The sequence below is a fragment of the Bradyrhizobium sp. T-1 genome (assembly GCF_053592855.1).
Map to the genome: position 1 here is coordinate 6,049,461 of NZ_CM132115.1, position 26,137 is coordinate 6,075,597.

General features: G+C 64.7%; 25 protein-coding genes. 10 read left to right on the forward strand and 15 right to left on the reverse strand.

All coding sequences use genetic code 11. The features are described 5' to 3' along the window. Window positions 1–287 precede the first annotated feature (287 nt). Together ACWAT4_RS29045 and ACWAT4_RS29050 are read left to right on the forward strand one after the other, a co-directional pair. Entirely contained in the window at window positions 288–1,745 is a 1,458-nt protein-coding gene (locus ACWAT4_RS29045) for a sensor histidine kinase (protein ID WP_449731280.1), read from the forward strand. 16 nt (window positions 1,746–1,761) lie between these two features. Then, entirely contained in the window at window positions 1,762–2,898 is a 1,137-nt protein-coding gene (locus ACWAT4_RS29050) for a mandelate racemase/muconate lactonizing enzyme family protein (protein ID WP_449728676.1), read from the forward strand. On the opposite strand, the gene ACWAT4_RS29055 is transcribed toward ACWAT4_RS29050, so the two are convergent. Together ACWAT4_RS29055 and ACWAT4_RS29060 are read right to left on the reverse strand one after the other, a co-directional pair. Beyond that, entirely contained in the window at window positions 2,895–3,626 is a 732-nt protein-coding gene (locus tag ACWAT4_RS29055) for a cytochrome c biogenesis CcdA family protein (RefSeq protein ID WP_212424891.1), read from the reverse strand. The genes ACWAT4_RS29050 and ACWAT4_RS29055 overlap by 4 nt on opposite strands. A 208-nt stretch (window positions 3,627–3,834) precedes the next feature. Further along, window positions 3,835–4,101 carry a hypothetical protein gene (locus ACWAT4_RS29060; protein WP_212297894.1) on the reverse strand — a complete coding sequence of 89 codons (267 nt, stop codon included), beginning with the start codon at window positions 4,099–4,101 and terminating at the stop codon, window positions 3,835–3,837. Between the two features lie 471 nt (window positions 4,102–4,572). On the opposite strand from ACWAT4_RS29060, the gene ACWAT4_RS29065 reads away from it, so the two are divergent. From ACWAT4_RS29065 to ACWAT4_RS29085, 5 genes are all read left to right on the forward strand, one after another. Beyond that, on the forward strand, window positions 4,573–5,622 hold the full coding sequence (locus ACWAT4_RS29065; RefSeq protein WP_212297893.1) for a LysR family transcriptional regulator: 1,050 nt from the start codon (window positions 4,573–4,575) through the stop codon (window positions 5,620–5,622). 29 nt (window positions 5,623–5,651) lie between these two features. Continuing rightward, complete coding sequence (locus ACWAT4_RS29070; RefSeq protein WP_020608151.1) at window positions 5,652–6,023, forward strand: helix-turn-helix domain-containing protein; 372 nt, start codon at window positions 5,652–5,654, stop codon at window positions 6,021–6,023. A gap of 407 nt (window positions 6,024–6,430) precedes the next feature. Beyond that, the gene (locus tag ACWAT4_RS29075) at window positions 6,431–7,813 is read left to right on the forward strand and encodes a L,D-transpeptidase family protein (protein ID WP_449728677.1); all 1,383 of its coding nucleotides are present in this window, start codon (window positions 6,431–6,433) and stop codon (window positions 7,811–7,813) included. A 109-nt stretch (window positions 7,814–7,922) separates the two neighbouring features. Continuing rightward, on the forward strand, window positions 7,923–8,738 hold the full coding sequence (locus tag ACWAT4_RS29080) for an enoyl-CoA hydratase (RefSeq protein WP_449728678.1): 816 nt from the start codon (window positions 7,923–7,925) through the stop codon (window positions 8,736–8,738). Between the two features lie 115 nt (window positions 8,739–8,853). Further along, on the forward strand, window positions 8,854–9,135 hold the full coding sequence (locus ACWAT4_RS29085; protein ID WP_212297888.1) for a hypothetical protein: 282 nt from the start codon (window positions 8,854–8,856) through the stop codon (window positions 9,133–9,135). 48 nt (window positions 9,136–9,183) lie between these two features. Here the strand turns inward: ACWAT4_RS29085 and ACWAT4_RS29090 are convergent, their stop codons facing one another. The 9 genes from ACWAT4_RS29090 to ACWAT4_RS29130 form a co-directional block, all read right to left on the reverse strand. Next, the gene (locus ACWAT4_RS29090) at window positions 9,184–9,582 is read right to left on the reverse strand and encodes an ASCH domain-containing protein (RefSeq protein WP_449728679.1); all 399 of its coding nucleotides are present in this window, start codon (window positions 9,580–9,582) and stop codon (window positions 9,184–9,186) included. A 38-nt stretch (window positions 9,583–9,620) separates the two neighbouring features. Continuing rightward, window positions 9,621–10,700, reverse strand: a complete 1,080-nt coding sequence (locus ACWAT4_RS29095; RefSeq protein ID WP_449728680.1) for an isocitrate/isopropylmalate dehydrogenase family protein — start codon at window positions 10,698–10,700, stop codon at window positions 9,621–9,623. A gap of 132 nt (window positions 10,701–10,832) precedes the next feature. Further along, window positions 10,833–11,900 (reverse strand): alcohol dehydrogenase, encoded by a 1,068-nt coding sequence (locus tag ACWAT4_RS29100; protein WP_212297884.1) that lies wholly within the window; start codon window positions 11,898–11,900, stop codon window positions 10,833–10,835. Window positions 11,901–11,980: 80 nt separating this feature from the next. Continuing rightward, window positions 11,981–12,952 carry an ABC transporter ATP-binding protein gene (locus ACWAT4_RS29105; RefSeq protein WP_449728681.1) on the reverse strand — a complete coding sequence of 324 codons (972 nt, stop codon included), beginning with the start codon at window positions 12,950–12,952 and terminating at the stop codon, window positions 11,981–11,983. Beyond that, window positions 12,949–13,941, reverse strand: a complete 993-nt coding sequence (locus tag ACWAT4_RS29110; RefSeq protein ID WP_449728682.1) for an ABC transporter ATP-binding protein — start codon at window positions 13,939–13,941, stop codon at window positions 12,949–12,951. The genes ACWAT4_RS29105 and ACWAT4_RS29110 overlap by 4 nt, the downstream gene beginning before the upstream one ends. After that, window positions 13,938–14,807, reverse strand: coding sequence for an ABC transporter permease (locus tag ACWAT4_RS29115; RefSeq protein ID WP_449728683.1), 870 nt, complete (start codon window positions 14,805–14,807; stop codon window positions 13,938–13,940). Before ACWAT4_RS29115 ends, ACWAT4_RS29110 begins: the two co-directional genes overlap by 4 nt. Next, window positions 14,794–15,744 carry an ABC transporter permease gene (locus ACWAT4_RS29120; RefSeq protein ID WP_212297880.1) on the reverse strand — a complete coding sequence of 317 codons (951 nt, stop codon included), beginning with the start codon at window positions 15,742–15,744 and terminating at the stop codon, window positions 14,794–14,796. Before ACWAT4_RS29120 ends, ACWAT4_RS29115 begins: the two co-directional genes overlap by 14 nt. 7 nt (window positions 15,745–15,751) lie before the next feature. Continuing rightward, window positions 15,752–17,296 carry an ABC transporter substrate-binding protein gene (locus tag ACWAT4_RS29125; RefSeq protein ID WP_449728684.1) on the reverse strand — a complete coding sequence of 515 codons (1,545 nt, stop codon included), beginning with the start codon at window positions 17,294–17,296 and terminating at the stop codon, window positions 15,752–15,754. A gap of 128 nt (window positions 17,297–17,424) precedes the next feature. Next, entirely contained in the window at window positions 17,425–18,621 is a 1,197-nt protein-coding gene (locus ACWAT4_RS29130; RefSeq protein WP_449728685.1) for a CaiB/BaiF CoA transferase family protein, read from the reverse strand. Window positions 18,622–18,823: 202 nt separating this feature from the next. Between ACWAT4_RS29130 and glgA the strand changes: the two genes are divergently transcribed. Continuing rightward, window positions 18,824–20,239 (forward strand): glycogen synthase GlgA, encoded by a 1,416-nt coding sequence (glgA, locus tag ACWAT4_RS29135; protein WP_449728686.1) that lies wholly within the window; start codon window positions 18,824–18,826, stop codon window positions 20,237–20,239. 191 nt (window positions 20,240–20,430) lie between these two features. Here the strand turns inward: glgA and ACWAT4_RS29140 are convergent, their stop codons facing one another. From ACWAT4_RS29140 to ACWAT4_RS29150, 3 genes are all read right to left on the reverse strand, one after another. Beyond that, window positions 20,431–21,381: an oxygenase MpaB family protein gene (locus ACWAT4_RS29140; RefSeq protein ID WP_449728687.1), complete on the reverse strand. Its 951-nt coding sequence runs from the start codon at window positions 21,379–21,381 to the stop codon at window positions 20,431–20,433. A gap of 84 nt (window positions 21,382–21,465) precedes the next feature. Further along, window positions 21,466–22,608: a patatin-like phospholipase family protein gene (locus ACWAT4_RS29145; protein WP_212297875.1), complete on the reverse strand. Its 1,143-nt coding sequence runs from the start codon at window positions 22,606–22,608 to the stop codon at window positions 21,466–21,468. A gap of 85 nt (window positions 22,609–22,693) precedes the next feature. After that, a complete protein-coding gene (locus ACWAT4_RS29150; RefSeq protein ID WP_212297874.1) occupies window positions 22,694–23,518 on the reverse strand; it encodes a 3-hydroxybutyrate dehydrogenase in 825 nt (274 codons plus the stop codon). Between the two features lie 192 nt (window positions 23,519–23,710). On the opposite strand from ACWAT4_RS29150, the gene ACWAT4_RS29155 reads away from it, so the two are divergent. Next, window positions 23,711–24,598 carry a LysR family transcriptional regulator gene (locus ACWAT4_RS29155; RefSeq protein ID WP_212297873.1) on the forward strand — a complete coding sequence of 296 codons (888 nt, stop codon included), beginning with the start codon at window positions 23,711–23,713 and terminating at the stop codon, window positions 24,596–24,598. A gap of 27 nt (window positions 24,599–24,625) precedes the next feature. On the opposite strand, the gene ACWAT4_RS29160 is transcribed toward ACWAT4_RS29155, so the two are convergent. Further along, window positions 24,626–25,342, reverse strand: a complete 717-nt coding sequence (locus tag ACWAT4_RS29160) for a peroxiredoxin-like family protein (protein ID WP_212297872.1) — start codon at window positions 25,340–25,342, stop codon at window positions 24,626–24,628. A gap of 260 nt (window positions 25,343–25,602) precedes the next feature. On the opposite strand from ACWAT4_RS29160, the gene ACWAT4_RS29165 reads away from it, so the two are divergent. Next, window positions 25,603–26,085 (forward strand): cupin domain-containing protein, encoded by a 483-nt coding sequence (locus tag ACWAT4_RS29165; RefSeq protein WP_212424877.1) that lies wholly within the window; start codon window positions 25,603–25,605, stop codon window positions 26,083–26,085. The last annotated feature ends 52 nt before the right edge of the window (window positions 26,086–26,137 follow it).

Genomic DNA, 26,137 nt, shown 5'->3' on the forward strand with positions numbered 1-26,137 from the left:
GACACCGCATCGAGAAGCCCGGATCGCCGGGCTGAGCCTCGCGGCCATCTATGCCGTCTGCCTGCTGCTCACCGCCATCAGCATGAGCTGAGGCGCCGGCAACGACAACTGCACCGCAAAATTCCCTGTCCTGATCTACGCCGCGGCACAAAATCGTGGCGCGGTGCAAGTCCTGCCCGTATGGTTTGACAAAATCATAATCCGGCGCAATTGCGCAGGAACCGGGACGCCCGCGTTTGTCAAAGCTCACTTTGCCGGTCCGGCTCGCTCTCCTGGTCACGGGAACGATGTTGCCGTTGATCGTCTTTGCCGTCGGCCTCGCTTATTCCAACTATCGCCAGGACCGCAGCGACGCGACTCGCCGGGTGCTCGAAACGGTGCGAAGCATGCGCCTCGTGCTCGATTCCGAAGTGCAGCGGATGACGGGTGGCTTGCAGGTGCTCGCACTGAGCGATTCCTTGCGCAACGGGGACTTCGACAGTTTCCGACGTCTCGCGATCGGCTTCATCAGCCAATATGGCGAAGACAGCGTCCTGCTGCTGGCCGACAAATCCGGGCGCCAGCTGTTCTCGACGGTCACGACCGACATCGCCAATCTGCCGCCACGCAACAACCACGAGATCGTCGAACGGGTCTTTGCGAGCAGGACGCCGCAGTTTTCCGATCTGTTCACCGGATCAACCAAGAAGCGGCCGATCGTCACGGTCGAGGTCCCCGTGATGCGCGACGGCGAGGTGGTCTACGCGCTCTCCTTCAGCCCGCCGATCGACATCTTCCAGCACTTGATCGAGCGGCAGCGCCCGGACGAGCACTGGACCGTGTCGCTGCTGGACAGCAAGGGCATTGTGTTCGCGCGCGCGCCTAACCCAGGTGAGACTTTCGGCAAGCAGGCTTCGCCATCACTCTTTGAAGCCATGTTCCGCTCGCCCGAGGCGGCTCTGTCGAGCGTGTCGCTCGACGGCATTCCGCTTGCTTCGGCCTATACGCGATCGCGATTGACCGGCTGGACCGTCGCTGCCGGCGTCACCGAGAGCTCGCTGATCGCACCGCTCTGGCGCAACATCGCGATCACCAGCCTGATCGGCGGCGTGCTGCTGCTGATCGGCCTCACCTTTGCGGTCAGGATGGCAACGGCGATCGCGCGCGGCGAGATGCTGCACAATCTTCTGATCGAGGAGCTCAACCACCGCGTCAAGAACACGCTGGCACTGATGCAGGCGATCGCGGTGCAGACCTTCCGCAGCGCTAGCCGCGACGAGCGAACGAAGTTCGAGGGACGCCTCGGTGCGCTGGCCCAAGCGCATAATCTCCTCAGCCAGGAGAAGTGGACAGGCTCGGAGCTGAGGGACGTGATCGCACGCGCGCTCCAGCCGTTCCTGCTCGCAAATCCCGATCGCATCCGGATGGCCGGCCCCGCCGTGCCGCTGTCGCCGCGGCTTGCGGTCGTGCTGTCGATGATCGTGCACGAGATCGCCACCAACGCCGCGAAATACGGCGCGCTTTCCAACGAGACCGGGCGGGTGACGCTGGACTGGGAAGTCATCTCCGACGCACCGAAGCCGCGACTGCGGCTGATCTGGACCGAGCTCGGCGGCCCATTGGTGACGGCGCCGGTGCAGCGCGGCTTCGGCTCGCGCCTGATCGAGCGCAGCGCGCGCGACCAGCTCGGCGGCGAGGCGACTGTCGACTTCCTCCCGCGGGGCGTGGTCTGCACGGTGATCTGCGCTCTGGACGAAACGCGGTGAAGGGGAGACATCATCAATGAAGATCACTCAGGTCCGCGCGCACGTTCTCGAAGCAAAACTCTCGCAGCCCTTCGCTTATTCGCGGGCCTGGTACAACACCCGCGCCGCGATGCTGGTCGAGATCGAGACCGACGACGGCCTGACCGGCTGGGGCGAATGCTACGGGCCGGCGCGGATGACGGCAGCCGTGGTTGCAAGCGTCGCGCCCTGGCTGATCGGCGAGGACCCGCTGCACACCGACGTGCTGTGGCAGACCATCTACGCGCGCCTGCGCGATCACGGCCAGAAGGGCGTCGTCATCCAGGGCCTGAGCGGCATCGACATCGCGCTATGGGACATCAAGGGCAAGCATTTTGGCGTGCCCGCGCATCAGCTGCTCGGCGGCGCGGCGCGCAAAGAGGTGCAGGCCTATGCGACCGGGCTCTACCGGCGCAGATCCGGCGATCCGCTCAAATATCTGCCGGAGGAAGCAGCAGGTTACTCCGCGGAAGGGTTTCGCGCCGTGAAGCTGAAGGTCGGCTTCGGCATCGCGGACGATGTCGCAGTCACGCGCGCCGTGCGCGAGGCGATCGGCGGCGATGTCGCGCTGATGGTCGACGCCAACCACGCCTATGACGCAGTCGCCGCAATCCGGCTCGGACGGCTGATCGAATGCCACGACATCGGATGGTTCGAGGAGCCGGTGCCGCCGGAGGATGTCGCGGGCTATCGCGCGGTAAAAGCCGCACTGACGATCCCGATCGCCGGTGGCGAGTGCGAGTTCACGCGCTTCGGCTTCCGCGACCTGTTTGCCTCACACGCGCTCGATATCGCCCAGCCCGACACCTGCGCAGCTGGCGGCCTCACCGAGTGCAAGAAGATCGCCGACATGAGCGAGGCCTTCGGCATCCGCTACAATCCGCATGTCTGGGGCACCGGGATTGCGATCGCGGCCTCGCTCCAGCTCCTCGCCGTGCTGCCCTCGCACACGCCGAATTCGCTGGCGCCGCTCGAACCGATGCTCGAATTCGACCGCACCGAGCATCCGATCCGGCAAGCGATCTTGACGGAGCCGATCGCGCACGCGAACGGCGTCGTTCGCGTGCCCGACGGGCCAGGGCTCGGCATCGAGATCGACCGCGAGGCGCTGGCGCGGTTTGCAGTGAGCGTTTAGCCGATCGTCTGCAGCGCCGGGAACGTCTCGAGCAGCCAGATGCTGACATTGGAGACCGCGCCGGTCAGAAAGCCGATGCCGGTGATCACCATCAACACGCCCATGGCCCGCTCGACATTGACGAGGTGGCCCTTCATGCGTGCGAACAGCGTCGAGAACTGCTCGACCATCAACGCCGCGATCAGGAAGGGAATGCCGAGGCCGGCGGAATAGACCGCGAGCAGGCCCGCCCCCTTCGTCACCGTTGCCTCGGCCGCGGCGATCGAGAGGATCGCGGCGAGGATCGGGCCGATGCAGGGCGTCCAGCCGAAGGCGAAGGCGAGGCCCATGATGTAGGCGCCCCAAAGGCCGACCGGCTTGGGGATCGGCAGCCGGCCCTCGCGCATCAACAGGCCGATGCGGGTCAAGCCGAGGAAGTGCAGGCCCATGACGATGATGACGATGCCGGCGAGGATCGACAGTTCTGCCGACCAGGCGCGGATCAGTCCGCCGACCAGCGAGGCGCTGGCGCCGAGCGCCACGAACACCGTGGAGAAGCCGAGCACGAACAGCAACGCCGCCATCATGATGGCACGCTTGGAGGCCGAGGCCGGCTCGTCGCTCTCGACATGCTCGATCGTGGCGCCGGTGAGATAGATCAGATAGGGCGGAACCAGGGGCAGAACGCACGGGGAGAGGAAGCTGACGAGGCCGGCAATCAGCGCCGCCGTGATCGAAACATTTTGCATGATGCAGTCGGAGCCATCCCGGGCCCTCGGGCTGGACGCGGGGAGCGCGCACGGGACCGGAGCCGAACCGGCTCAGATGTAGCCGATGCCGGAGAATGCGCAACAGAGGCGCGATCAAACCAGGGCTCCTCCCGATGCCGTCTGCGATCACAGATGCGGCATCGGGACGCGCACAAAACTCGTCAAAAAGCGAGCTTCGGCGGCGCGGCTACTTCACCACGCGGAGCAGCGGACGCCGGGGCTGGTCCTGCGTCTGCTTGGAAGGGGGCAGCGGTTCGCTGGCAGCGCTCCGCAGCATTTCGTCGCACAGCGCCTTGAGGTCGGCACTGTCGATACCTTTGAGCTTCATCCTGACATCGAGGATGACGATCGAGAGCAGCTCAGCCGACTCGCGGTTGTTGCTCTCGTTGAGAACCTTGCGGCACTCCTCGAGCGTCTCGAGCACCGACTGCAATTGTTCGTCTGGATGCGACACCGGCGTTCTTTCCGTTAGTTCGGCCTGCGAGACGTGCTTGGAACAATCCCCTGGGCCCCCAAAGTGAGCCAAGGATAGCATGAGGAATCCGTGCCCTCGAAGACGATTTCAATGTGTTTCCGCGTCGAAACCCCGGTTCCGGACGGCATCGTCCGGCGGCGCAAATCGGAACGTTCTGAGGGGAAACGCTTGAGCCAGCGCGACGGATCCATCGCACGGGAGCGCACGACATTTCGCGCGCCACCCTCCGGTCTACATGGACCCGGCAATCCCGCAGCCATTTCGAGGCTCGCAACGGAACGCACGTCTACCCCTCTTCCGGGCAAAAATCAGCCCGATTCCCAACCGCAAACACACTCCAATACCACTTTGGGCGCGGTAAGTATGGCGTTCAAAACTCACCGCTCCCCAACCCGTCGTGGTTGTGGTTTGCGCTAGATTCTGCCAGTTTAGCGGTCCGAAGGGACTTGTATGCACTCCTTGGCGGAAAGGGGCGTTCCGCAGGAGGAACGCCTAAAGACAAACATCAGCGGCCTCTCCGATTGGGATGCGGCCCGCATATTCTTGGAAGTCGTTCGATGCGGAAGTTTCCGCTCGGCGGCCGAACGCCTGTCGCTGTCGATCAACGCCGTTCGCCGCCGAATCGACGATTTCGAGCGCCAGACCGGCACCACTCTGTTCACGCGCGACGTCCACGGCACCCATCTCACTGATGAAGGCGCGCTGGTGGTCTCCGCCGTCGAGCGCATGGAGGCGGCCGCCTTCGACGTACTGCGCACCAGCGATTCGACGGGCAACGCGCTTACCGGCGAAGTCCGCGTCGCCGTCACCGAGGGATTGGGCACGTTCTGGCTCGCTCCGCGACTAGTGGAATTCCAGCAGGCCTATCCGAAAATCCTGGTCGATTTGCACTGCGCGATGCGCTCGGCCGACGTCTCCCGCCACGAGGCCGACGTCGCCATCCATCTGGCGCGGCCTTCGGCGCTCGACGTCAAGCTGGTGCGGCTCGGCCGCATGCACCTGATGTTCTGGGCCTCCAAGAGTTACGTCGAGAAACATGGCGCGCCGCGCTCGGCAGCGGAATTGATCAAGCACCGCCTGGTGCTGCAGTTCGCCGATCAGATCGCCGCCAAGGAATCTTTTGAGAGCTTCTTCCCGGGCGTTCCGGAGCGTGACCTTCTGGTCATGAAGACCAACGTCTCGAGCGCCAATTACTGGGCGGTCGCGAATGGCGCCGGCATCGGCGTATTCCCGAGCTATGCCATCGCGCTTGGCGGGAAGTTGATTCCACTGGAGGTCGAGTTGAACCGACCGCTGGATATCTGGTTGTCCTACCATCCCGGTAGCGGCCGGATTCCGCGCGTGCGGCACATGATTGACTGGCTGATCGAGGCTTTCAATCCAGCTCGCTTCCCGTGGTTTAAGGAGGAGTTCGTGCATCCGCACGAGTTCAAGGAGTCGTATATGGGCGAACCCCTGACCCAGCTCTTCGGGGGATTTTCAACCGAAGAACAAAGGTGAAAACAGAGATGAAAGCAGCGGCGAAAAGGATGAAGCAGCGCAGTGCCGGCAAGCCGGACATTGAGCTTGGCAAACGGATCCGTCTGCGGCGCGTCGAGATGAAGATCTCGCAGGCTGAGCTCGGCGAAAAGCTCGGCGTCAGCTTCCAGCAGGTCCAGAAATACGAGAAGGGCGTCAATCGTGTCGGCGCGGCTCGGCTTCAGCAGATCGCCTCCGCCCTCGATGTGCCGGTGACCTTCTTCTATGACGGCGACAACAAGGCCCGCGAAGTCGAAAGCCTCCTGTTCCTGGATTCGGCTTTCAGCCTCCGCCTGCTGCGCGCCTACAGCAAGATCAAGGATCAGACGGTGCAGCGTCAGCTCGTCTCGCTGATGGAATCGATCGCAGCGAACGAAAGCTGATCCGGTCGGCGGTCCGGTCTTCACGGCCGATTGTTCAATCCGCCGCGTCGCGGGGGCGCGGCCGGATTGGACGAGACTTGACGGATTCGATGTGGCCTGCGCGCCATCCGCGCGCGGTCCTGGCTTTGCGGGGCGGCCTGGCCGCCCCTTTTCCTTGCGGTTTTGCTGGCATACGGCTGCCATTGCCCGCGGTTTTCGCGAACCCGTTCCCACCTTGCTGCGACCTAATCGAGAGCCTCGGCGCAGGATGCGTGGGGGCTTGATGTACCGCGCTTAATGGGACCGCAACCCCGATGCCCTAGCGTCGACGCCGATTTCAGCGAATCGGCGCGTGCCGCGAGGGCGGCCGGGATGCGCCGATGCGAGCGCCCGTTGCGGGCCTCGTCCTCATGGGGAAAACCAGACAGATGTCGAAACGCCATGCCGTGATCATTGCCATGGGCCTCTTTGCCAGCGCCTCCGCGTTGGCGCAGACCGAGACCACGGGCCAGGCCGGCCCCAAGACCAATACTTCGCCCAATAGCTCGCCCAGCACCTCGCCCGCCGCTTCGTCGGGCACGGTGCCTGCGGCCGCCAACCCGGCTCACGCCCCGGCCCCCAAAGCCGCCGCCGCACCGGCGTCGACCGCCGAGAGCCGCTCGGCCGCGGCGCTCGCCCTGACGCATGAGCCCACCTATGACGAGGCCACCGCCCAGCGGATCAAGGACGCGGCGCTAAGCTATTCCGATCTCGCCGTGCGCGGCGGCTGGCCGACGATCCCCACAGACGCCAAGTTCGCACTCGGTGTTCAGGGCGCCAATGACAACCTCCTGCGCAAGCGGCTGATCCTGACCAGTGACCTCGCCGCCGAGAAGGCGAGCGGCCCATTCGACCAGGATCTCGCCGATGGCGTGAAACGCTTCCAGGCCCGCCACGGTCTCGCGCCCACGGGCACGATGACGCCACGCACGATCGCGGCCATGAACGTCACGGTGCAGAAGCGCATCCGGCAACTGGAGGCCTCGCTCGAGCGGCTCGAGAACACCAATTTCAGCTTTGGCCAGCGCTATGTCGTGGTCAACATTCCTGCCGCCTTCGCCGAGGCGGTCGAGAACGACGTGGTGGTACGGCGCTATCGCGTCATTGTCGGCAAGACCGAAAAGCCCTCGCCGACGTTGACAGCGCAAATCACCGGCGTCGTGCTCAACCCGACCTGGACGGTCCCCTCCTCGATCGCCAAGACCGAGATCTCGGCGCACATGCGCAAGGATCCGACCTACCTGTCGCGCATGCACATGGAGGTGCTCGATGCCCACGACAATCCGATCGATCCGCATTCGGTCGACTGGTCGGGCGCGCACACGCCGAACTTCACCGTGCGCCAGCAGAACGGCACGTTCAACGCGCTGGGCGCGGTGAAGATCGACATGCCGAACTCCTACTCGGTCTACATGCACGACACCAACCAGCGCAATCTGTTCAGCGACGACTACCGTTTCGATTCCCACGGATGCTCGCGCGTCGACAACGTGCGCGATCTCGCCGCCTGGCTGCTCAAGGACCAACCGAAGTGGAGCCGCGCCGCAATCGACACCGAGATCGCCACCGGGCAGCACCTCGAGATCCCCATGGCCAGGAAGGTGCCGGTGGCCTGGATCTATCTCACGGCCTGGATGACCAAGGACCAGACCATCCAGTTCCGCAACGACGTCTATAATCAGGACGAGCAGTTGCTGGAGGCGACCGCCGAAGAGGCCGCGTTCTTCAGCAATGCCGGCAGCCACCCGCTGACCGCGCACATGGCGCAGTAGGCATGCAATCGCGGCACGGGCGGATGCAAAGCCGCATCCGCTGCCGCGGTTGACCCGGGCCCCGACCCGGTCGCACATTGCGCCTCGGCTGACGACAAGCGAGCGCGCAATGCCTGATCTCTCCAATGAAACTCCCTACGCCGACGGCAAGATCCTCAAACAGATCACCGACGGCGTTGGCGTGATCACCTTCAACAATCCAGACAAGCGCAACGCGATGTCGCTGGAGATGTGGGAGGGATTCGGCGCGGCGCTGACAGCCTTGCGCGACGACGATTCCGTGCGCGTCGTGATCCTGCGCGGCGCCGGCGGCAAGGCGTTCGTGTCCGGCGCCGACATCAGCCAGTTCGAGAAGACCCGCCACAACGCAGCAGCGTCAGAGGAATATAGCAAGCGCAGCGCCGCCCAACGTGCACTGCTCGCCAATTACCCGAAGCCGACCATTGCCTGCATCCAGGGTTTTTGCCTCGGCGGCGGCATGCAGGTCGCGATGCTCGCCGACATCCGCATCGCCGCGCATGACAGCCAGTTCGGCATTCCCGCGGCAAAACTCGGCATCGCCTATGGCTATGACGGCTTGAAGCATCTGGTATCGCTGGTCGGGCCGTCCTGGGCGCGGCTTCTGATGTACACGGGCATGCGCATCGATTCCACCGAGGCGCTGCGCATTGGTCTCGTCGAACGCGTGATCCCGGACGACCAGCTCTGGGGCGAGACCATGGCGATCGCCACGACAATTTCGCAGAACGCGCCGCTCGCGATCAAGGCCGCCAAGATCACCATCGCGGAGGTCCTGAAAGACGAAAGCAAACGCGACATGGATGCGATCAAGGCGATCGGCACGGCCTGCATGGACAGCGCCGATTTTCGCGAGGGCCGGCAGGCCTTCATGGAAAAGCGCAAGCCGCAGTTCAGGGGGACGTGACGGCGTCATAAGCTGAACCTTCGTTCAGGAAGATTAAATTCCTCGCGGTCCTGCGCTGCGGTAGCAACCAATTGATCCGCCGCAAGTTCTCCCGCCACCAACGAGGGAGATCGCGATGACACTCAAATTTGCTGTTCTTGGTCTGGCTGCGCTGGGCAGCGCGGCGCTGGCGTCGGGGCAAGCGCTCGCTGCGATGCCGAACGGCATTCCGCAAGCCGACAAGGTCGCAAGCGGCCCGGCGGCGAATGTCGACCAGGTGCGGATGGTCTGCAACGCCTGGGGTCGCTGCTGGTGGCGTCCGAACTATTACGGCGCCTACGGCTATTATGGCGGCCCGCGACGCTTCTACGGCCCGCGCCCGTGGGGTTATGGCCACCGTCACTGGCGCCGCTGGTAAAACGATGAAGGGGCCGCAGGCCCCTTTTCCAGCGCAGTCTCGCGCCGATCAATCGCCGAAAACCTCGATCAGGCGAAAGCGCTCGCACATCAGCATCATGTCTTCGCTGAACCGTCCGAGCCGGCCGAAATAGGCGCGATGGGCGTTGCGCCAATAGGCGAGGCTGCGATCGCCCTCCCCCTCATCATGCGCAAAGGCGGCGTCGACATCGTTGAACCGCCGATAGGTGATCTCGGTGGTTTCGATGACGCAGCGTGGATCTCCCCGTCCGTCCAGCACCACCCAACGCTCACCCGGCGCGGAGGTGTTTGGTTCGTCTTCCGTGCTGCAGGTTGCGGTCTTGATGCCCTTGACGACGAGCTCGAGCAATTCATCCGCAAGCGCGGGACTGTCGCCGAAAGCAAAGGTCCGGAGCTGTCGATGCCGTTCGGGGACTTGCTTGCGCATGAACGTCCAGCTCCTCCGACATCGACCGCCTGCGGCATCTACAGCACGGCGAGCACCGCTTTGGTAATATCGGCCGTACCGTTGCTGCCGCCGAACTCCATCGGCTTGAGGCCGTTGGCATAGACCTGGTCGACCGCGCGCTCGATCTGCTCGCCCGCTTCGGTGGCGCTCTCCAGTCCGTGCTTGTCGGCGAGCCAGTCCAGCATCATCGCCGCCGACAGGATCATGCCGGTCGGATTGGCCTTGCCCTGCCCCATGATATCGGGCGCGGTGCCGTGGCACGGCTGGAACACCGCATATTTGTCGCCGATGTCGGCCGACGGCGCCATGCCGAGGCCACCGATCAGGCTCGCGGTGATGTCGGACACGATGTCGCCGAACATGTTCTCCATCACCATCACGTCGAAATCCCAGGGACGCTTGACCAGCATCGCCGAGCAGGCGTCGACATAGAGGCGATCGGTCTTCACCCCGGGATGCTTCTTGGCGATCTCGTCGAAGATGCCGCGGAAGAACGCAAACGCCTTGAAGACGTTCGCCTTGTCGACGCAGGCGAGCGATCCCGGCTTGCCGCGCGCCTTGCGCCGCTCGGCGAGGCGGAACGAGAAATCGAACAGGCGCTCGGAGGTCTTGCGCGTGATCACCATGGTTTCGCGCGCGTCCTCGTGGGTGACGACGCCCTTACCCATCGAAGCGAACAGGCCTTCTGTGGATTCGCGGATCACGACGAGATCGATGCCGCGCTTGTCGGCGCCGACGATCGGGCTCGGCACGCCCGGAATGAGCCGCGCCGGGCGCACGCCGGCATAGAGGTCGAAGATGAAGCGCAGCTCGATCTGTGGCGCGATCTCGGTGTTGTCGGGGTAGCGCACCGAGGGCAGGCCGCAGGCCCCGAGCAGGATCGCATCCGCCTCCTCGCACAGCTTGATGGTGGAATCCGGCATCGACTTGCCGGTGGCCAGATAATTGTTGGCGCCCGCCGGCGCCTCGGTGAAGCGGAAGCGCAAGTCCGACTTCGTCTCGATCTTGCGCAGCACCTCGAGCGCCGGCGCCATGACTTCGGGACCGATGCCGTCACCGGCGAGCACGGCAATGTGGAAGGCGTTGTTTGCGGACATTTGGGGGTTCCTGAGAGGAAGGCGTCATTCCGAGGCGGCTCGAAGAGCCGAACTATGGTGCGCAATTGCGCACCTGAGGATCTCGAGATTCCGGGTTCGGTCCTGCGGGCCGCCCCGGAATGACGGAAGAGACTACGGCGTCAGCACCGTGCGCCCGACCACGGCGCCCTGCTGCAATTGCAGCAGCGCATCGTTGGCCTTGTCGAGTGGCGCCTTCGTCACCGGGATCGGAGCCACGTTCTTGGCGCGCACGAGATCGAGCAATTCCTGCGTCTCGCGCAAGTTTCCGACATAGCTGCCCTGGATCGTCACGGCCTTGATGGGAATCAGCGGCAACGCCCAGGTCGCGCCGCCGCCGAACAGGCCGACGATGACGAGCTTGCCGCCCTTGGTGAGACAGTCAAAGCCGAGTTGCGTCGTCGCGGCATTGCCGACGAGATCGATCACGGCGCGGATCGGACCGCCCGCTTTCTTCGCGAGTTGCTCCAGCGCGTCCGGCGCCTTGGGATCGACAGTGGCGAGCGCGCCGGCCTTTTCCGCCGCCTCGCGCTTCCTGGCATCGATATCGACCATGATCGCGCCCTTGCCGCCCATGGCTTTGAGCAGCGACAGCGCCATCAGGCCGAGCCCGCCGGCGCCGAACATCACGATCGGCGTATCAAAGTGCTGCTCAACCTTCTTCAGCGCGCTGTAGGTGGTGACGCCCGAGCAGGCATAAGGTGCGGCCGACGCAGGATCGAGCCCTTTCAGATTGAGCAGATAGCGCGGATGCGGCACCAGCATGTGGTCGGAATAGCCGCCGTCGCAGTAAACGCCGAGCGAGCGCGGCGTCAGGCACATGTTCTCGTCACCGGCGAGGCAGGTGGCGCATTTGCCGCAGCCGATCCAGGGATAGACGAGACCGACATCGCCGAGCTTGAGGTCGCCCTGGTCGGTCGGCTTCACGTCGGGACCGAAGGCCAGGACTTCACCGACGGTCTCGTGGCCCATGGTCAGCGGCAGATTGATGCCGCGGTCCTTCAGCGATAGCGGCTTGCGGCCGTGGCCGAGATCATAGCCGCCTTCCCAGATATGGAGATCGCTGTGGCAGACGCCGGCGGCCTTGACCTTGATCAGCACCTGCGTGCCCGACGGTTGCGGCGTGGCCTCGTCGAACTCCTGCAACGGCGCCTTGAAATCGGCGACCTTGAAACTCTTCATCGGAATCCTCCCGGCATACTCTTATCGTCACGCACCATGCCACGGGCGGTCGAGCGAGACAAATCTGGGAGCCGTCTTAGTTAGGCCAGCGGATGATGGCAAGCCGCGAACTGGCCGATTGCCACCTCACGCAACTCCGGCATCTCCGCGCTGCATCGCTGGTCCGCCCGCGGGCAACGGGTGCGGAAGCGGCAGCCGGATGGCGGCGCAATCGGCGATGGCGGCTCGCCGGTCGCCGCGCTTTCGGCGGGACGCACATCCGGATCGGGTACCGGGATCGCCTGCAACAGCAGCCCAGTATAGGGATGCGCGGGCTTTGCAAACAATTGCTCCGACGGTCCGACCTCACAGAGCCGGCCAAGATACATCACCGCGACGCGATCGCTGACCGCTTTGACCACGGCGAGGTCATGCGCAATGAACAGCAGCGTCAGGCCGAAGCGCGCCTTCATCTCTTCCAGCAGATTGAGGATCTGCGCGCGGATGGAGACGTCGAGCGCCGAGACCGGCTCGTCGCAGACGATGAATTCGGGATTGAGCACAAGCGATCGCGCGATCGAGATGCGCTGGCACTGGCCGCCGGAGAATTCATGCGGCAGACGACCCGCCACGAGATCCGGATCGAGCCCAACCGCAGCGAGCACCTCGTGAACCCTACGCTTGCGTTCGGTGCCATCCTTGACCCCGGCGATGATCAACGGCTCGGCCACGATATCGCCGATGCGGCGGCGCGGATTGAGCGAGGCGATCGGGTCCTGGAAGATCAGCTGCACGCGACGGCGCATTCTTCGCAACGCCTCACCCTCCATCGCGGTGAGGTCCTCGCCGTCGAACAGCACGCGGCCACTTTTGGCGCGGCGCAATTGCAGCACCGCGCGCCCCAGTGTCGACTTGCCGCAGCCGGACTCGCCGACCAGCCCGAGGGTCTCGCCGCGTGCGACATGAAGGCTGACGCCGGAAACAGCGTGCACGGTCTTGTTGCCGAGACCATATTCGACGACGAGATTATCGACGTGCAGGAGCGGCTCATCGCGCACGACCAACTGCATCATGCGCCGATCCCTTCCGCCATCTGGATCGGATGGAAGCAGGCATAGAGATGATCAGGCATCTCTGCGCTCTTCAACTCGGGCTTGGCTTCACGACAGCCGCCCGCAGCATAGCGGCAGCGCGGCGCGAAGGAGCAGCCTCTCAGCGGCCGCGTCGGATCGGGCGGACGGCCGGAGATCGCAGGCAGCGGCGTATGCGGCGCCGTCTCCAGCTTCGGGATCGCCGCGAGCAGCGCCTCGGTGTAGGGCATATGCATGCGCTTGAACAACGCCTGCGTCGGCGCACGCTCCACCACCCTGCCCGCATACATCACCGCGACCTCGTCGGCACGACCGGCGACCACACCGAGATCATGGGTGATGATGATCATCGCCATGTGGCGGCGGCGCTGCTCGCGCGCCAGCAGATCGAGGATCTGCGCCTGGATGGTGACGTCTAGCGCCGTCGTCGGCTCGTCCGCGATCAGGAGCTTCGGTTCGCAGGAGAGCGCGATCGCAATCGCGATGCGCTGCCGCATACCGCCGGAACATTGATGCGGATATTGCGCCAGCCGCTGCTCCGGCGCCGGAATGCCGACGGCCGCGAGCAGCTCGATGCTGCGCTTCCGCGCCGCCGGGGCATCGAGCTCGAGATGCTCCTGGATCGTCTCCATCAATTGGGTGCCGATGGTGAGCACCGGATTGAGCGAGGTCATCGGGTCCTGGAACACGACCGCGAGATCGCGCGCGCGCAGGCGCCGCAGGCTTTCGGGCGCGAGCCGGACCAGATCCTGACCGTCGAACATGACGCGTCCCGACAGCTTCGCCTTCTTCGGCAGCAGTTGAAGGATCGCCCGCGACAGCATGGTCTTGCCGCAACCGGACTCGCCGACGATGCCGAGCGTGCGGCCCGCCCCCAGCGACAGGTCGACATGATCGACGGCGCGCATGTTTCCACGCGGGGTCGGCAGCTCCACCGCGACGTCCTCGATGGTCAGGAGCTGAGTGCTCACAGCGCCCCCTGACGCGGGTCGGTCAGCGCCCGCATGGTGTCGCCGACAAGGTTGAAGGCCAGCACGGTCAGGAACAACCCGGCGGCCGGCAGGAAGGCCAGCCGCGGCGCGACGTCGAGGCTGTCGCGCCCCTCGCCGATCATGCTGCCCCAGCTCGCCATCGGCGGCGGCACGCCGAGCCCCAGGAACGACAGCGCGCCCTCGACCACGATGGTGACGGCGACACCGAGCAGGAAGAAGGCCAGCAGCGGCAGGATCACGTTCGGCAACAGCTCACGCAGCAGGATGCGCGCATGGCTGGCGCCAAGGGCTTCGGCCGCAATGACGAATTCGCGCCGCGCCAGGGTCAGCGTTGCCGCGCGCGCCACCCGCATGAAGGCGGGAATGCCGAGCACGCCGAGGATGATGGTGAGATTGGGTATGGACTGGCCGAGATAGGCGGTCACCGCGAGCGCGAAGATCAGCGGCGGAAAGGCCAGCAGCACGTCCATGCTGCCGACCATCAGCGTCTCGCACCGGCCACGGAAATAGCCGGCGAGCAGGCCCAGCGCACCGCCGATGCCAAGGCCGATCATCGGAGCAATCAGCCCGACGGTGAGCGAAACCCGTGCGCCGAAAATCAGCCGGGCAAGCTCGTCGCGGCCGAGGCCGTCGGTGCCGAGCCAGTGCTCGCTCGAGAACGCAGCGCGGCGCTCCAGCATGTCCATATCGGTCGGGTTCTGCAGCGGCAGTAAAGGCGCCAGGATCGCAAGCGCAAGGATGACAGCGAGCCAGATGCTTGCGACCCAGAACAACAGCCCGAGCTTGCGCTTGCGCCCGACCGATGCCGGCACGTCCTCTTGCATCGAGAGTTCAAGCGTGGCCATGGCGGATCCTCGGATCGAGCACGGCGTAGAGCATGTCGACGATGAAGTTCACGATGACGAAGCCGCAGGCGACCAGCAGCACCACGCCCTGGAGAATGACGAGGTCGCGGGTGTAGATCGCGCCGACCAGCAGCCGGCCGATGCCGGGCAGCGCAAAGATCGATTCCACGATCAGCGTGCCGCCGAGCAGACGGCCGATATTGATGCCTGTGACCGTCACCAGCGTCAGCGACGAGGGCTTGAGCGCATGCACGAACAGGATGCGCGAGGGCTTCAGGCCCTTCGCCTTGGCCAGCGCGATGTAATCTTCCTGCAACGTCGCGATCATGTCGGAGCGCAGCACCCGCATGATGCCCGGCCACTCCGCCAGCGCTAGTGTCAGCGCCGGCAGCACGAAGAAGCGTAAGTTCGCGAGCGGCTCCTCGGTAAACGGCACATAGCCGGTCGCCGGCAGCCAATGCAACTCGACCGCGAACAGGTAGATCAGCAGGATCGCCAGCAGGAAGGACGGCATCGACAGCATTGCAAAGGCGCTGCCGGTCATGAAGCGGTCGAACGCACCACCGGCGCGCGCGGCGCAGGCGATCGCGAGCGGCACGCCGATCAGGAGCCCGATGAACTCCGCCATCAGCATCAGCTCAAGCGAGACCGGGATGCGCTCGGAGACCGCCTGCAGCACGGTCTGCCCGGTGCGGAACGAGCGACCGAGATCGCCCTGCAGGACGTGGCCGAGCCAGCTCAGGTAACGCCACCACAGCGGCTGATCGAGCCCCATATCATGGCTGAGCGCCGCGACATTCTCAGGCGTCGCCTGATCGCCAAGGATAACGAAAGCGAGATCGCCCGGCAGCAGCGAGGCGATCAGGAAGGTGAGCAGCGAGACCGCAAGCAGCACCGGCAGCATGCCGAGCAGCCGCCGCGCGACGAAGTTCAGCATCGCGCGGTCATTCCAGCCAGGTGTTCGAAACGTCGATCACACCGTTGTAGATTTTCGGAAAGCCCTTCAGCTTGGCGCTCGACAGCGCGTAGTAGGTGTTCTGGAAGGTCCAGAACCAGATCGCCTCCTTGTTGATCAGGCGGCTGATCGCGCAATAATCCTCGGTGCGCTGGCCGACATCGGCAGTGACACGCGCATGATCGAGCAGCTTGTCGAGCTCCGGATCGGAGAAGCCGGCGAGCGCGACCGGGCTGCCGGTGCGGAAATTCGCATACATCTGCGGATCGGGATCGGCGAGATCGACAATGCGCCACGGCGTCAGCTGGAACTGACGCGAGAAGGCGCGCGAGGGAATCGTCGCCTGGTCGACCTGGTCGATCTCCATATTCGCGCCGGCGCGCTTCCAGAACTGTTGGAGCACCTGCCCGATCATGCGGCCGCGCGGCGTCGCGGTCGCCAGCATCTTGAACTCGACCGGCTTGCCGTAGTCCTTGATCAGTGCCTTCGCCTTCTCGAGGTCGTAAGGCAGGGCGCCGTCGTCCTTGCACTTCACCCAGGAGCCGTCGCCGTAAGGATTGGTCGCGGGCCGGCTGAGGCCATTGCTGATCGCCTGCGACATCTTTGGACGGTCGATCGACATCACCAGTGCCTGGCGCACGCGAACGTCGTCGAACGGCGCTACCTTGGTGTTGAAGGCATAGACCTGCGCACCCGAGCCCTTGTAGGTGTGCACGGTGAGCTTGGAGTCCTTCTGCGCCTTCAGGATGTTGTCGGCATCGTTCTCGTCGTCCCAGATGATGTCGACTTCGCCCGATTGCAGCGAAGCGAATCGCGACTGCGCGTCGGGCAGCGGCTTCAGGACGATGCGGTCGAGATAGGGACGGCCCTTGTCCCAGTAATCCGGGTTCTTCTCCAGCACCATGCGATCGCCGGCGGTCCAGGATTTCAGGATGTAGGGACCGGTGCCGACGGGATTGCGATTGTAATCGTCGCCCTTGGTCTTCCAGGCCGTCGGCGAATGCACGGCGTTGTTGGTACTCTGGATGCTCATCGTCGCAGGCAGATTCACGGAAGGGTCGGTGAGATTATAGACGATTGTGTATTCGTCCGGCGCCAGCACCTCCTTGACGTTGGTGATGTAGAAGGCGCAGCGGCACTTGTTGGCGGGGTCCTTCTGCCGGTCAAAGTTCTCCTTGAAGGCCTGCGCATTGAACGGCGTGCCGTCGTGAAATTTCACGCCCTTGCGCAGCTTGAAGGTCCAGCTCTTGTAGTCGTCGGAATGCGTCCAGGATTCCGCGAGCTTCGGCGCGGCATCTCCTTTGTCGTCCAGCGTGACCAGCGTGTCGAAGATCGCAGCGGCAGCGGTGTAGCCGGAGGAGTCGTAGACGCCGACTTTGAGCGGATCGAAGCCCGGAATATCCAGCTCCTGGCCGACGGTAATGCTGCCGCCGGACTTTTGCGCCTGCGCAGGCTCGACCAACGGGAGGAGCGCAAATGCCGCAACAAGGAAAATCGGCGCGCGCTTGCACGCCGCGGCAGCAATGTTCGTCATGGTTCCTCCCGGGATCCTCGTCCGATGTTTCGGATCGTTGAATGACTCGGGCAAGCTTGGCGGCAAATGCGCGCCACGGCAAGAGGAACACACGGGGTTCGATGCCGCACTCTTGCAGCGCAACGCGCTCAGTTCGTCGCTTGTGTTTTGCCTGACGGAATTGACGCGGCCTCACCGAGGCCGACCTCCTCGCGCAAAGCACGCGTGTGCTCGCCGAGCACGGCCATGGTCGCGCCCGGCGTGGTGTCGGCGCCGGTCATCCGGAACGGCAGATTGAGCACCTGGAAGGAACCGCCTCCGTCCTCCACCGATGACAAAGCCTGGCGATGCGCGAGTTGCGGATCGGCCAGCGCCTCGGACACGGTGCGATAGGCCGAAGCAGGCACGCCGGCCGCGCCAAGCGCGACGAGGCATGCGTCGGTCGAGAGCTGCCGCGACCAGGCCTCGACGCCATCCATCATGTCGGCCCAGTTCTCGCGGCGCGGAGCATAGCTGGAGAAGCGTGCGTCGGTGATCCATTCGGGGCGGCCGATTACGCCCATCAAGCATTGGAACGTCTTCTCACTGGCGACCGTGATCATGACATAGCCGTTGGCGGTCTCGGTCGGTCCGAACATCGGACGCGGCGGCGGCTTCACTGCGAATTGCGAGCTCTGCAATTCGACCACCGTCAGGCTCAGCATCGACTCCAGCATGGAGACATCGATATGCTGGCCCTGCCCGGTCACGGTGCGCTGATAGAGCGCCGAGGCAATCGCGCCAAAGCCGTAGGTGCCGGTCACGACGTCGGCATGATAGATGCCGCAATAGTCCGGCCTGTTGCGGCCAGGCTGGTAGGCGAGATGCGCCATGTCGTAGCCGGAGGCCGCGTGGATCACCGGCGCGTAGGCCGGCAGCTCGGCCGAAGGGCCGCTCTGGCCATAGCCGGAAATCGAGCAGTAGATCAGCCTGGGATTGACCGGGCGGAGGCTGTCGTAATCGAGCCGGAGCCGACGCATCACGCCGGGGCGAAAATTCTCGACCAAAATGTCTGATGTGGCGGCCAGCCGCCGAACCGCCTCCCGTCCGTCCTCCGACTTGAGGTCGAGCACCACACTCTTCTTGCCGACATTGAGCTGGCCGAATACGGTGCTGCAGCCCTTGCGCAGCGGCGGCCGCGTTCGCATCGTCTCACCGCCGTCGGTCTCGATCTTGATGACCTCGGCGCCCATGTCGGCCAGCATTCGTGCGCAATGGGGGCCGGCGATGGTGGTCGAGAAATCCAGGACCCTGAGGCCTGCAAAGGCCTTTGTCGTCGTCCCCTCATGCTTATCTGCTAGTTGCATGCGTGCTGCGCCCCTGCCGAGTCCGCGAGTCAATTAGGAACTATCGTTGTTCCCTCATGTTGGTGCGCCGACCCTAGAGGGCGGCGGCTGAGTAGGAAAGTCTTTACCGAACCGGTACATCGCGTGGGCGGCTCGAGATTTCCAGGGGCAACTGGACCCGATCTTGCATAGCAGCAATCGGGATCGGAAGAGGGCGATCTTCTTGAGGGTCTTATTCGTCACGACAGAGATGGACGACTTCGTCCGCGTCGGCGGACTCGGTGCCGTTTCTGCTGCCCTCCCCAGAGCCCTCCGCCCCTTCGCCGATATCCGGATCATGCTGCCCGGCTATCGCGACATCATCGAGCAACTCACGCATATTCAGATCGTTGGACGCTGCCCGGCATTTGCGGAGATGCCGGCCTGCTCGCTCGGCCGGGCCGCCACCAAGGACGGTCTGCCGGTCTATGTGCTGTTGTGCTCACAACTCTACGACCGCCCCGGCAACCCCTATGGCGACGAGTCCGGCCACGACTGGCCGGACAACGACATCCGCTTCGCGCGCTTTGCGTCGGCTGCCGCTGAGCTGGCCATGGGCAAGCTGGACAAGAATTGGGCAGCAGATCTGATCCATGCCAATGACTGGCAGGCCTCGCTCGTACCGGCCTATCTCGCCTGGCGCGGCGCCAAGCTGCCGTCGATCCTGACCATCCATAACCTCGCCTATCAGGGTCTCTTCCCGAAGGAGTCGCTGCGGCGGATCGGCGTCCCCGAAAGCTCCTTCCACATCGACGGCGTCGAGTTCTACGACCAGCTCTCCTTCCTCAAGGCCGGGCTTGTCTATGCCTCGCACCTCACCACCGTCAGCGGCACCTATGCGCGCGAGATCACGACGGAGGAATTCGGCTGCGGCCTCGAAGGCCTGCTGCGCGTCCGCTCCGAGGCGTCCGAACTCACCGGCATCCTCAATGGCATCGACGAGAGCTGGGACCCGCGCTCCTGCGCCCAGCTCGCGCAACAATTCGGCGCCGGCGACTGGGTCGGCAAAAAGGCCAATGCAGATTACGTGCGCAAGCAGTTCGGGCTTGCCGTCTCGCGCGGGCCGATGTTCGCGATCGTCGCACGGCTCGTGCACCAGAAGGGCATCGACCTCGTGCTGTCGGCGGCCGACGAGATCGTCGATGCCGGCGGGCAGATCGTGGTCACCGGCTCCGGCGAGCCGGCGCTCGAGCAGGCGCTGATCGACGCGCATCGCCGCCGCCCCGACGCCATCGGCGTCACCATCGGCTTCAACGACGCCCAGGCACGGCGCATCTTCGCCGGCAGCGATTTCACCTTGATGCCGTCGCGCTTCGAGCCATGCGGGCTGAGCCAGATGTACGCGCAACGCTTCGGCTCGCTGCCGATCGGTCACCAGACCGGCGGCCTGGCCGAAACCATCACCGACGGCGAGACCGGCTTCCTGTTCCCAAGACCCTCGCACGAGTCCTTCCTCGGTGGCGTGCGCCGCGCCTTCTCCGCCTTCATGGCCCAGGACCAGCTCGACGCCATGCGCCGCAGCGCGATGGGCAGGTCGTTCTCCTGGAGCATCTCGGCGAGTAGCTACAGCAAGCTGTACAGGAAGCTGGCGGCTGTGTGAGGCTGAGGCGTACGACACCTCTATCTCCCGTCACCTCTGAGGTGGCCGCTCCTTCAGCGGCCCTCGAAGGGCGACGGCCCGGCTGCAGCAGCGGGGCCGTGCGTCCTTCGAGGCTCCCGGCGCGATGCCCTGCACCGCACCACTCGCACCACAGGATGACGGACTAAGAGCAGAGCAGAGCAGAGAGCCCCTCACCCCTTCCCGCGCGCGTCCATTTGCGACCGGCCGATCCACGCGCGGTTGAGGCAGCGGGTCATCCAGTCCGGTTGCGGCTCGCCGCGGAGCCGGGCCAATGCTTCCTGATACGGGCCGACATAGCGCAGCCGGTCGGGCAATTTCGGATAGAGGCGCTTGATCCATCGCACCGCGTTGTCGGCAGATCTCTCGTCGCGCGCATCGAGGTCAAACCCGAACCCTACGCGCAGACGCTCCGGCAGCAGGTTCGCGGTCAGCGCCCGGTACCATCGCGGCGGCCGCAGCCAAGGACGCGCACCATCAAATATCTGCGCGGCGATCTCGCGCGCCGCCGAGCTGACGGTCAGATTGTCCGACTGCACCATCGCTGCAGTGTAGGCCGCAAAGCCCGACCAGTCGGCCGGCAGATCATCCGCCGTCAATCCGAACAGCGCGCCGAACATCCGGCTTTCTGTCCAGTACCGCTCGCGCTCCTCCACCGAGAGTGGCGGCAGAACCAAATCATGCGCCATCAGCGCAGTCTCGACCAGCGTCGCATGAACCCAGCGCAGCGACGGAATGTCGTTGGCGCAGTAGCGCGAGCCCGCCGCAAACGGGCCGACCGTCTCCGGCATCTCACCGACGATCATGCCATGGCGCCGGTGCAATTGCCGGGATGACAAGAACGCCCGGTCGAGCGAACCGAACACCATGGCAAAGACGATGTCGAAGGTGCGGTGGAAGCGCCCGATCGGATCGGCAAAGGTCTTGGAGTGCTCGGCGATGGCGGCGGCGACCCAGGGGTGGGCAAGTTGAAGCAGCAGCGCGCGGCCGGCGCCGAGGAAGATGACGGCCTCCCGATCGATCCGCCACGTCACCGTGTCAGGACCGAACACGCCTGCAACCGGTCCCGCCGCGCGGGCGCGGACCTGATCGAGAGCCAATTCCAGATCGTTGCCGGACACCACGTGCAGGCCCTCCCGAGGTCGGACTAAGGCCGACGATCCGCAAAGCCTGTGGCAATTCGATGAAGCGGACGGCGGCTCTCGACGCTATTCCGCGGCCAGCGGCATCTCGTCCAGATGCTCGTGCAGCACCACGCCCGACAACGGATCGAATTCGCCGATCCACGGCTTTCGCTCGAGCACCGATCTCGTGTGGGCATAGCCCGCATCCCAGCGCTGCATGATGCCGGACGGGCTGAAGTCGATGTCCTTGGTGTGGCTCTCGTGGTCGAGCTGGGGTGCGAGCAGCCGCACCACATGCATCCGGGTCGGGCAGCCGTAGCTGATCAACTCCTTCACCGCAGGATCGCCGCGCTCGCTTTCGGGCAGATGCCCGGCGAGCTGGTTGATGACGTGGCGGAGACGATGGGCCTGCTGCTGGCGGGCAATGTGGCTCGCGATGCGGCTGGAGTACTGCACGTCCTTGTGACGGTTCAGCACCTCCGCCATCGTGGTCGGCTCGGCACCGACGGGATTCCACAGATGCACCGCGAAGATCAGCGAATTCCTGCGCGGATTGTCGTCGAAGACCGCCTCGGTTGGCGTGTTCGACAGGATGCCACCGTCCCAATAGAGCTCACCGTCGATGCGCACTGCCGGAAACGCCGGTGGAAGCGCGCCCGAGGCCATGATGTGTTTCACCGTCAGCTCGCCGTCACGGCTGTCGAAATAGCGCATCTGGCTGCTGCGGACATGAGCCGCGCCGACCGTCAGCCGTGGTGCGCAGCGATTGACGAGGCCGAAATCGACGAGCTCGCGCAACGTTTTCTCCAGCGGAGCGGTCGAATAGAAGCCGGCGTGGTCGGCCCCCAGCGGGTAAGAATCGCCCGCATGCGCCAGCGGATTGGGGCGGAAGAAGCCGGGGATGCCACTGGTCACTGTCGACCAATAGGCCAGCTTTTCGTTGAACCCGGGAAACACGCTGCGCAGATTCCAGACCGGATTCTGCTCCATCCGTTTCCAGAATTCCTTCAGTCGCGCCAGCCGCTGTCCAGGCTCATTGCCTGCGATGAGGCTCGCATTGATCGCACCGATCGAGGTGCCGATGATCCAATCCGGCTCGATCCCGGCCTCGTGCAGCGCCTGGTAGACCCCGGCCTGATACGAGCCGAGCGCGCCGCCGCCCTGGAGTACCAGCACGACCTGGCCCGGTAGGCCCTTGCCCTGTGTTTTATCCTGTGTGCCGTTCATGGTTCGCTCCTGATGAGCCTGCACTGGTCGAATATTCGCCGTTGGCCGCGACTTGTTACTCCGGACCGAGCGATCCCGCTTCATGTCAATGCGCAGTCCAGCCGCCATCGACCGGAAGCGCAATGCCGGTGATCGAGGCGGCTGCGTCGGTCGCCAGGAACACCGTGAGGGCGCCAAGCTGCTCGACCGTGGCGAAGCGTTTGTTGGGCTGCTGCGCGAGCAGCACGTCGCGGACGACCTGATCACGCGAGATACCGTGTGCCTGGGCCTGCCCATCGATCTGCGCCTCGACCAGCGGCGTATAGACGTAACCCGGGCAGATGGCATTGCAGGTAATGCCTTCCTCCGCAGTCTCCAGCGCCGTCACCTTGGTCAGGCCGACGATACCATGCTTGGCTGCGACATAGGCCGCCTTGAACGGCGAGCCGACGAGGCCGTGCGCAGATGCGACGTTCATGATCCGGCCAAAGCCGTTCTGGCGCATCGCGGGCAGCGCGAGCCGTGTCGTGTGGAAAGCCGACGACAGGTTGATCGCCAGGATCTGGTCCCATTTTTCGACCGGAAACTGCTCGAGCGGTGCGACATGCTGGATGCCGGCGTTGTTGACGAGAATGTCGAGTCGACCAAATTGCGCCCCCGTCGCCGCGATCATCTCGGCGATCGATTCCGGCCGGGTCATGTCCGCCGGCGAATAGCTCGCCTTGACACCGAACTCGGCGGTGATTTGCTCGCGCGTCCGGCTGATCTCGCTGGCGACACCCAGGCCGTTGAGCACGATGTCGGCGCCCGCGGCGGCCAGCGCCCGCGCAATGCCAAGGCCGATCCCGCTGGTCGATCCGGTAACCAGCGCCACCTTGCCGGTCAACACCCTTGACGAAGCCGGCGTCTGCGACGTGATGGGAATATTCATGATCCAAACCTCTTCTGGGCCACGACCGGCGCAACGCACGCGCCATCGCTGGGCCGAAATGTGCGGGATCATCGCACCTGGCGGAAATGCCGGTTGGCTTCCGAGTCCATACGTCCGCGCTATCGTAGGCGGGATGTCATTTCCCGTCGCGATCGGCTAGGTTTCGGGCCGATCTTGCTGGGGAGCCGATCCATGGAAATGCATCAAGTGCGCTATTTCCTCGCGGTGGCGCAGCTGTTGAATTTCACCCGCGCCGCCGAGGAGTGCAACGTGACGCAGCCTTCGCTGACGCGCGCCATCAAGCAGCTCGAGGCCGAGCTCGGTGGCGACCTGTTTCGCCGCGAGCGGCCCGCGGCACAACTGACCGAGCTCGGCCAGCGCATGCATCCGCTGCTGAAGCAGTGCTACGATGCCGCTGCCGGCGCACGCTCGCTCGCCTCCTCGTTCAAGAGCGGAGAGATCGGCGCGCTGCGCATCGCGCTGACGCATTCGATCGATCTTTCGCTGCTCATTCCCCACCTGAACCAGATCAAGCGGCAGTTCAATCGGCTGGAATTTCGCTTCCTGCGCGGCTCCAGCCGCGACGTCGCCGAATTCCTGAAAGAGGGCGAGGCCGAACTCGGCATCGCGGCCGAAATCGACGAATCCTGGGAGCGGCTCGATGTCTGGCCGCTGTTCACGGAGAGCTTCGAGCTCGTGGTCAACGAGGGACATCGCCTGGCCGGCCGCAGCTCCATCGAGCTGGACGATCTGCAGGCGGAGCAACTGCTAAGCCGGACATTTTGCGAGCATTCCAGCCGAATCTCCACGAGCCTGCGGGAGCACGGCATCGACGTCGAGCATGGCCATGAGGTCTCAAGCGAGCACGATCTGATCGAACTCGTCGAAGCCGATATCGGCGTCGCCATGGTCCCCCACTCCTCCCCCGTGCCGGAGAAGTTGACGCGCGCTGCGGTCGCAGGGCTCGACGCCCGCCGCACCGTCAGCCTTTACGGGGTGGCCGGCCGGCAACGCACGGCGGTGGCCAATGCGGTGATGCGGATGCTGCGCGGTGCCGACTGGCGGGCGATCGCCGGTTAGGTTCGCTGCACCGGGACGACGCGGGCTTCAGCGCCTTCCGCTCGCGCCCGCGAGCGCCTCGAGCAGATCGTCGATCTCCATGCGCTTGCGAAAATCAGGATCGACGAAGCGGGCTTTGACGATGCCGTCGCGGCCGACCACGAACACGGCCGGAATCGGCAGCATCCAGCCGTCATTGCCGTGAAATTTCGCCATGTCCTGATAGGACAGCAGGTTCTTGATCTCGGCGCCGAGCCAGATCGCGAGGTTCAACGACAGCGCGTAACCATTGTCGAGATCCGTCAGGATCGGAAATGGCGCACCCGAATCGGCCTTGAGCTGCCGGGTGTACTCCTGGGTCTCCGGCACGATTGCGACGATCTGCGCGCCCATGGCTTCGATGCGGTCAAGCGCCTGGACCACCGCGCGGACATTGAGCCTGCAATAGGGACACCAATGACCACGGAAGAACATCACCGCGACCGGGCCGCGCTCCAGCAGCGCGGCCAGCGCGACCAGACGTCCGCTGTCATCCGGCAGCATGAACGGCGGCATCGCATCCCCCGGACTCGGCGCGCTCTCGCCGCCGCCATTCCCACCCAATCTCGCCACGAGGCGATCGACCGCCTCGCCATAGGCCGGGAAGACCTTGCGGCTGGCATCGGCATAGGCGCGCAGCTGTTCGTTCAGTGTGCCGTCCATATCGCGGCAGCGCTGGAAGGCAGACCTGAGACGTTCGGCGTCGGCTGGTGAGAGAGACGTCATCTTCCGCTCCGGCACTCTTGAGGCGAATATTAGTTTCCCGGTTCGGCTGCCCGCAAGGGGCGGCTTGGCGACCATCGGACCCCGGAAGCTCCCGAAGCGGAAATGCCGATGCCCAATCGGTTCGATAGCCGCCGCGCATCAAGATAGCACGAGGCTATCGCATCGAGAGCAAGCCGGCATTTCAGCTTCGACGCAGTCTCGACGAAGCTCCTGCCATAGCCGGCAACCAGCAAGGTTCCGGCCAGCACAGGAGACCTCCCATGTCCAAGAGCCACATCTTACCGCGTCTGATCTTTCCGGGCCTTGCCATCGTCGGTGCATTGGCACTCTCGGCGCAGCCGGTATTCGCCGGCGAATGCCCGGCCGACAAGATCAAGCCGAACGCGCAACAGATGGTCGACGCCAAGGCCGTCGGCGTCACCGACGTCACGCTCGGCGCCATCGATCTCGGCAAGCAGCCAGCGCATATCGAGGGCCGCGAGCTGCGCTTCCGCAAGCTGACCATCGAGCCCGGCGGCATCGTGCCCTGGCACAGCCACGACGATCGCCCCGCCTTGATCTTCGTGCAGCAGGGCGAGATCGTCGAATACGCCTCCAACTGCGCCGATCCGATCGTGCACAAGGCCGGCGACATCCGGCCCGAGGTATCAGGCACCTCGCACTGGTGGAAGAACCGCGGCAAGGAGACGGTCATTCTCTATGTCGGCGACGTTCGCAGGGACCCGCAAGACCACAACATGTAACGCGTGCACCTGCCCCAGCGCACCCGTTACCGGATGCGGCACCCGGTACTCC

What these genes read in the sequence shown, in the direction of transcription:
- ACWAT4_RS29055 (WP_212424891.1), bottom strand. Translation starts at nt 3,626, where the DNA reads ATGCAAAATGTTTCGATCACGGCGGCGCTGATTGCCGGCCTCGTCAGC.
- ACWAT4_RS29145 (WP_212297875.1), bottom strand. Translation starts at nt 22,608, where the DNA reads ATGAACGGCACACAGGATAAAACACAGGGCAAGGGCCTACCGGGCCAG.
- ACWAT4_RS29100 (WP_212297884.1), bottom strand. Translation starts at nt 11,900, where the DNA reads ATGAAGAGTTTCAAGGTCGCCGATTTCAAGGCGCCGTTGCAGGAGTTC.
- ACWAT4_RS29120 (WP_212297880.1), bottom strand. Translation starts at nt 15,744, where the DNA reads ATGCTGAACTTCGTCGCGCGGCGGCTGCTCGGCATGCTGCCGGTGCTG.
- ACWAT4_RS29115 (WP_449728683.1), bottom strand. Translation starts at nt 14,807, where the DNA reads ATGGCCACGCTTGAACTCTCGATGCAAGAGGACGTGCCGGCATCGGTC.
- ACWAT4_RS29160 (WP_212297872.1), bottom strand. Translation starts at nt 25,342, where the DNA reads ATGACGTCTCTCTCACCAGCCGACGCCGAACGTCTCAGGTCTGCCTTC.
- ACWAT4_RS29130 (WP_449728685.1), bottom strand. Translation starts at nt 18,621, where the DNA reads ATGCAACTAGCAGATAAGCATGAGGGGACGACGACAAAGGCCTTTGCA.
- ACWAT4_RS29045 (WP_449731280.1), top strand. Translation starts at nt 288, where the DNA reads ATGTTGCCGTTGATCGTCTTTGCCGTCGGCCTCGCTTATTCCAACTAT.
- ACWAT4_RS29070 (WP_020608151.1), top strand. Translation starts at nt 5,652, where the DNA reads ATGAAGCAGCGCAGTGCCGGCAAGCCGGACATTGAGCTTGGCAAACGG.
- ACWAT4_RS29155 (WP_212297873.1), top strand. Translation starts at nt 23,711, where the DNA reads ATGGAAATGCATCAAGTGCGCTATTTCCTCGCGGTGGCGCAGCTGTTG.
- ACWAT4_RS29095 (WP_449728680.1), bottom strand. Translation starts at nt 10,700, where the DNA reads ATGTCCGCAAACAACGCCTTCCACATTGCCGTGCTCGCCGGTGACGGC.
- ACWAT4_RS29065 (WP_212297893.1), top strand. Translation starts at nt 4,573, where the DNA reads ATGCACTCCTTGGCGGAAAGGGGCGTTCCGCAGGAGGAACGCCTAAAG.
- ACWAT4_RS29105 (WP_449728681.1), bottom strand. Translation starts at nt 12,952, where the DNA reads ATGATGCAGTTGGTCGTGCGCGATGAGCCGCTCCTGCACGTCGATAAT.
- ACWAT4_RS29050 (WP_449728676.1), top strand. Translation starts at nt 1,762, where the DNA reads ATGAAGATCACTCAGGTCCGCGCGCACGTTCTCGAAGCAAAACTCTCG.
- ACWAT4_RS29090 (WP_449728679.1), bottom strand. Translation starts at nt 9,582, where the DNA reads ATGCGCAAGCAAGTCCCCGAACGGCATCGACAGCTCCGGACCTTTGCT.
- ACWAT4_RS29125 (WP_449728684.1), bottom strand. Translation starts at nt 17,296, where the DNA reads ATGACGAACATTGCTGCCGCGGCGTGCAAGCGCGCGCCGATTTTCCTT.
- ACWAT4_RS29150 (WP_212297874.1), bottom strand. Translation starts at nt 23,518, where the DNA reads ATGAATATTCCCATCACGTCGCAGACGCCGGCTTCGTCAAGGGTGTTG.
- ACWAT4_RS29080 (WP_449728678.1), top strand. Translation starts at nt 7,923, where the DNA reads ATGCCTGATCTCTCCAATGAAACTCCCTACGCCGACGGCAAGATCCTC.
- ACWAT4_RS29085 (WP_212297888.1), top strand. Translation starts at nt 8,854, where the DNA reads ATGACACTCAAATTTGCTGTTCTTGGTCTGGCTGCGCTGGGCAGCGCG.
- ACWAT4_RS29165 (WP_212424877.1), top strand. Translation starts at nt 25,603, where the DNA reads ATGTCCAAGAGCCACATCTTACCGCGTCTGATCTTTCCGGGCCTTGCC.
- ACWAT4_RS29075 (WP_449728677.1), top strand. Translation starts at nt 6,431, where the DNA reads ATGTCGAAACGCCATGCCGTGATCATTGCCATGGGCCTCTTTGCCAGC.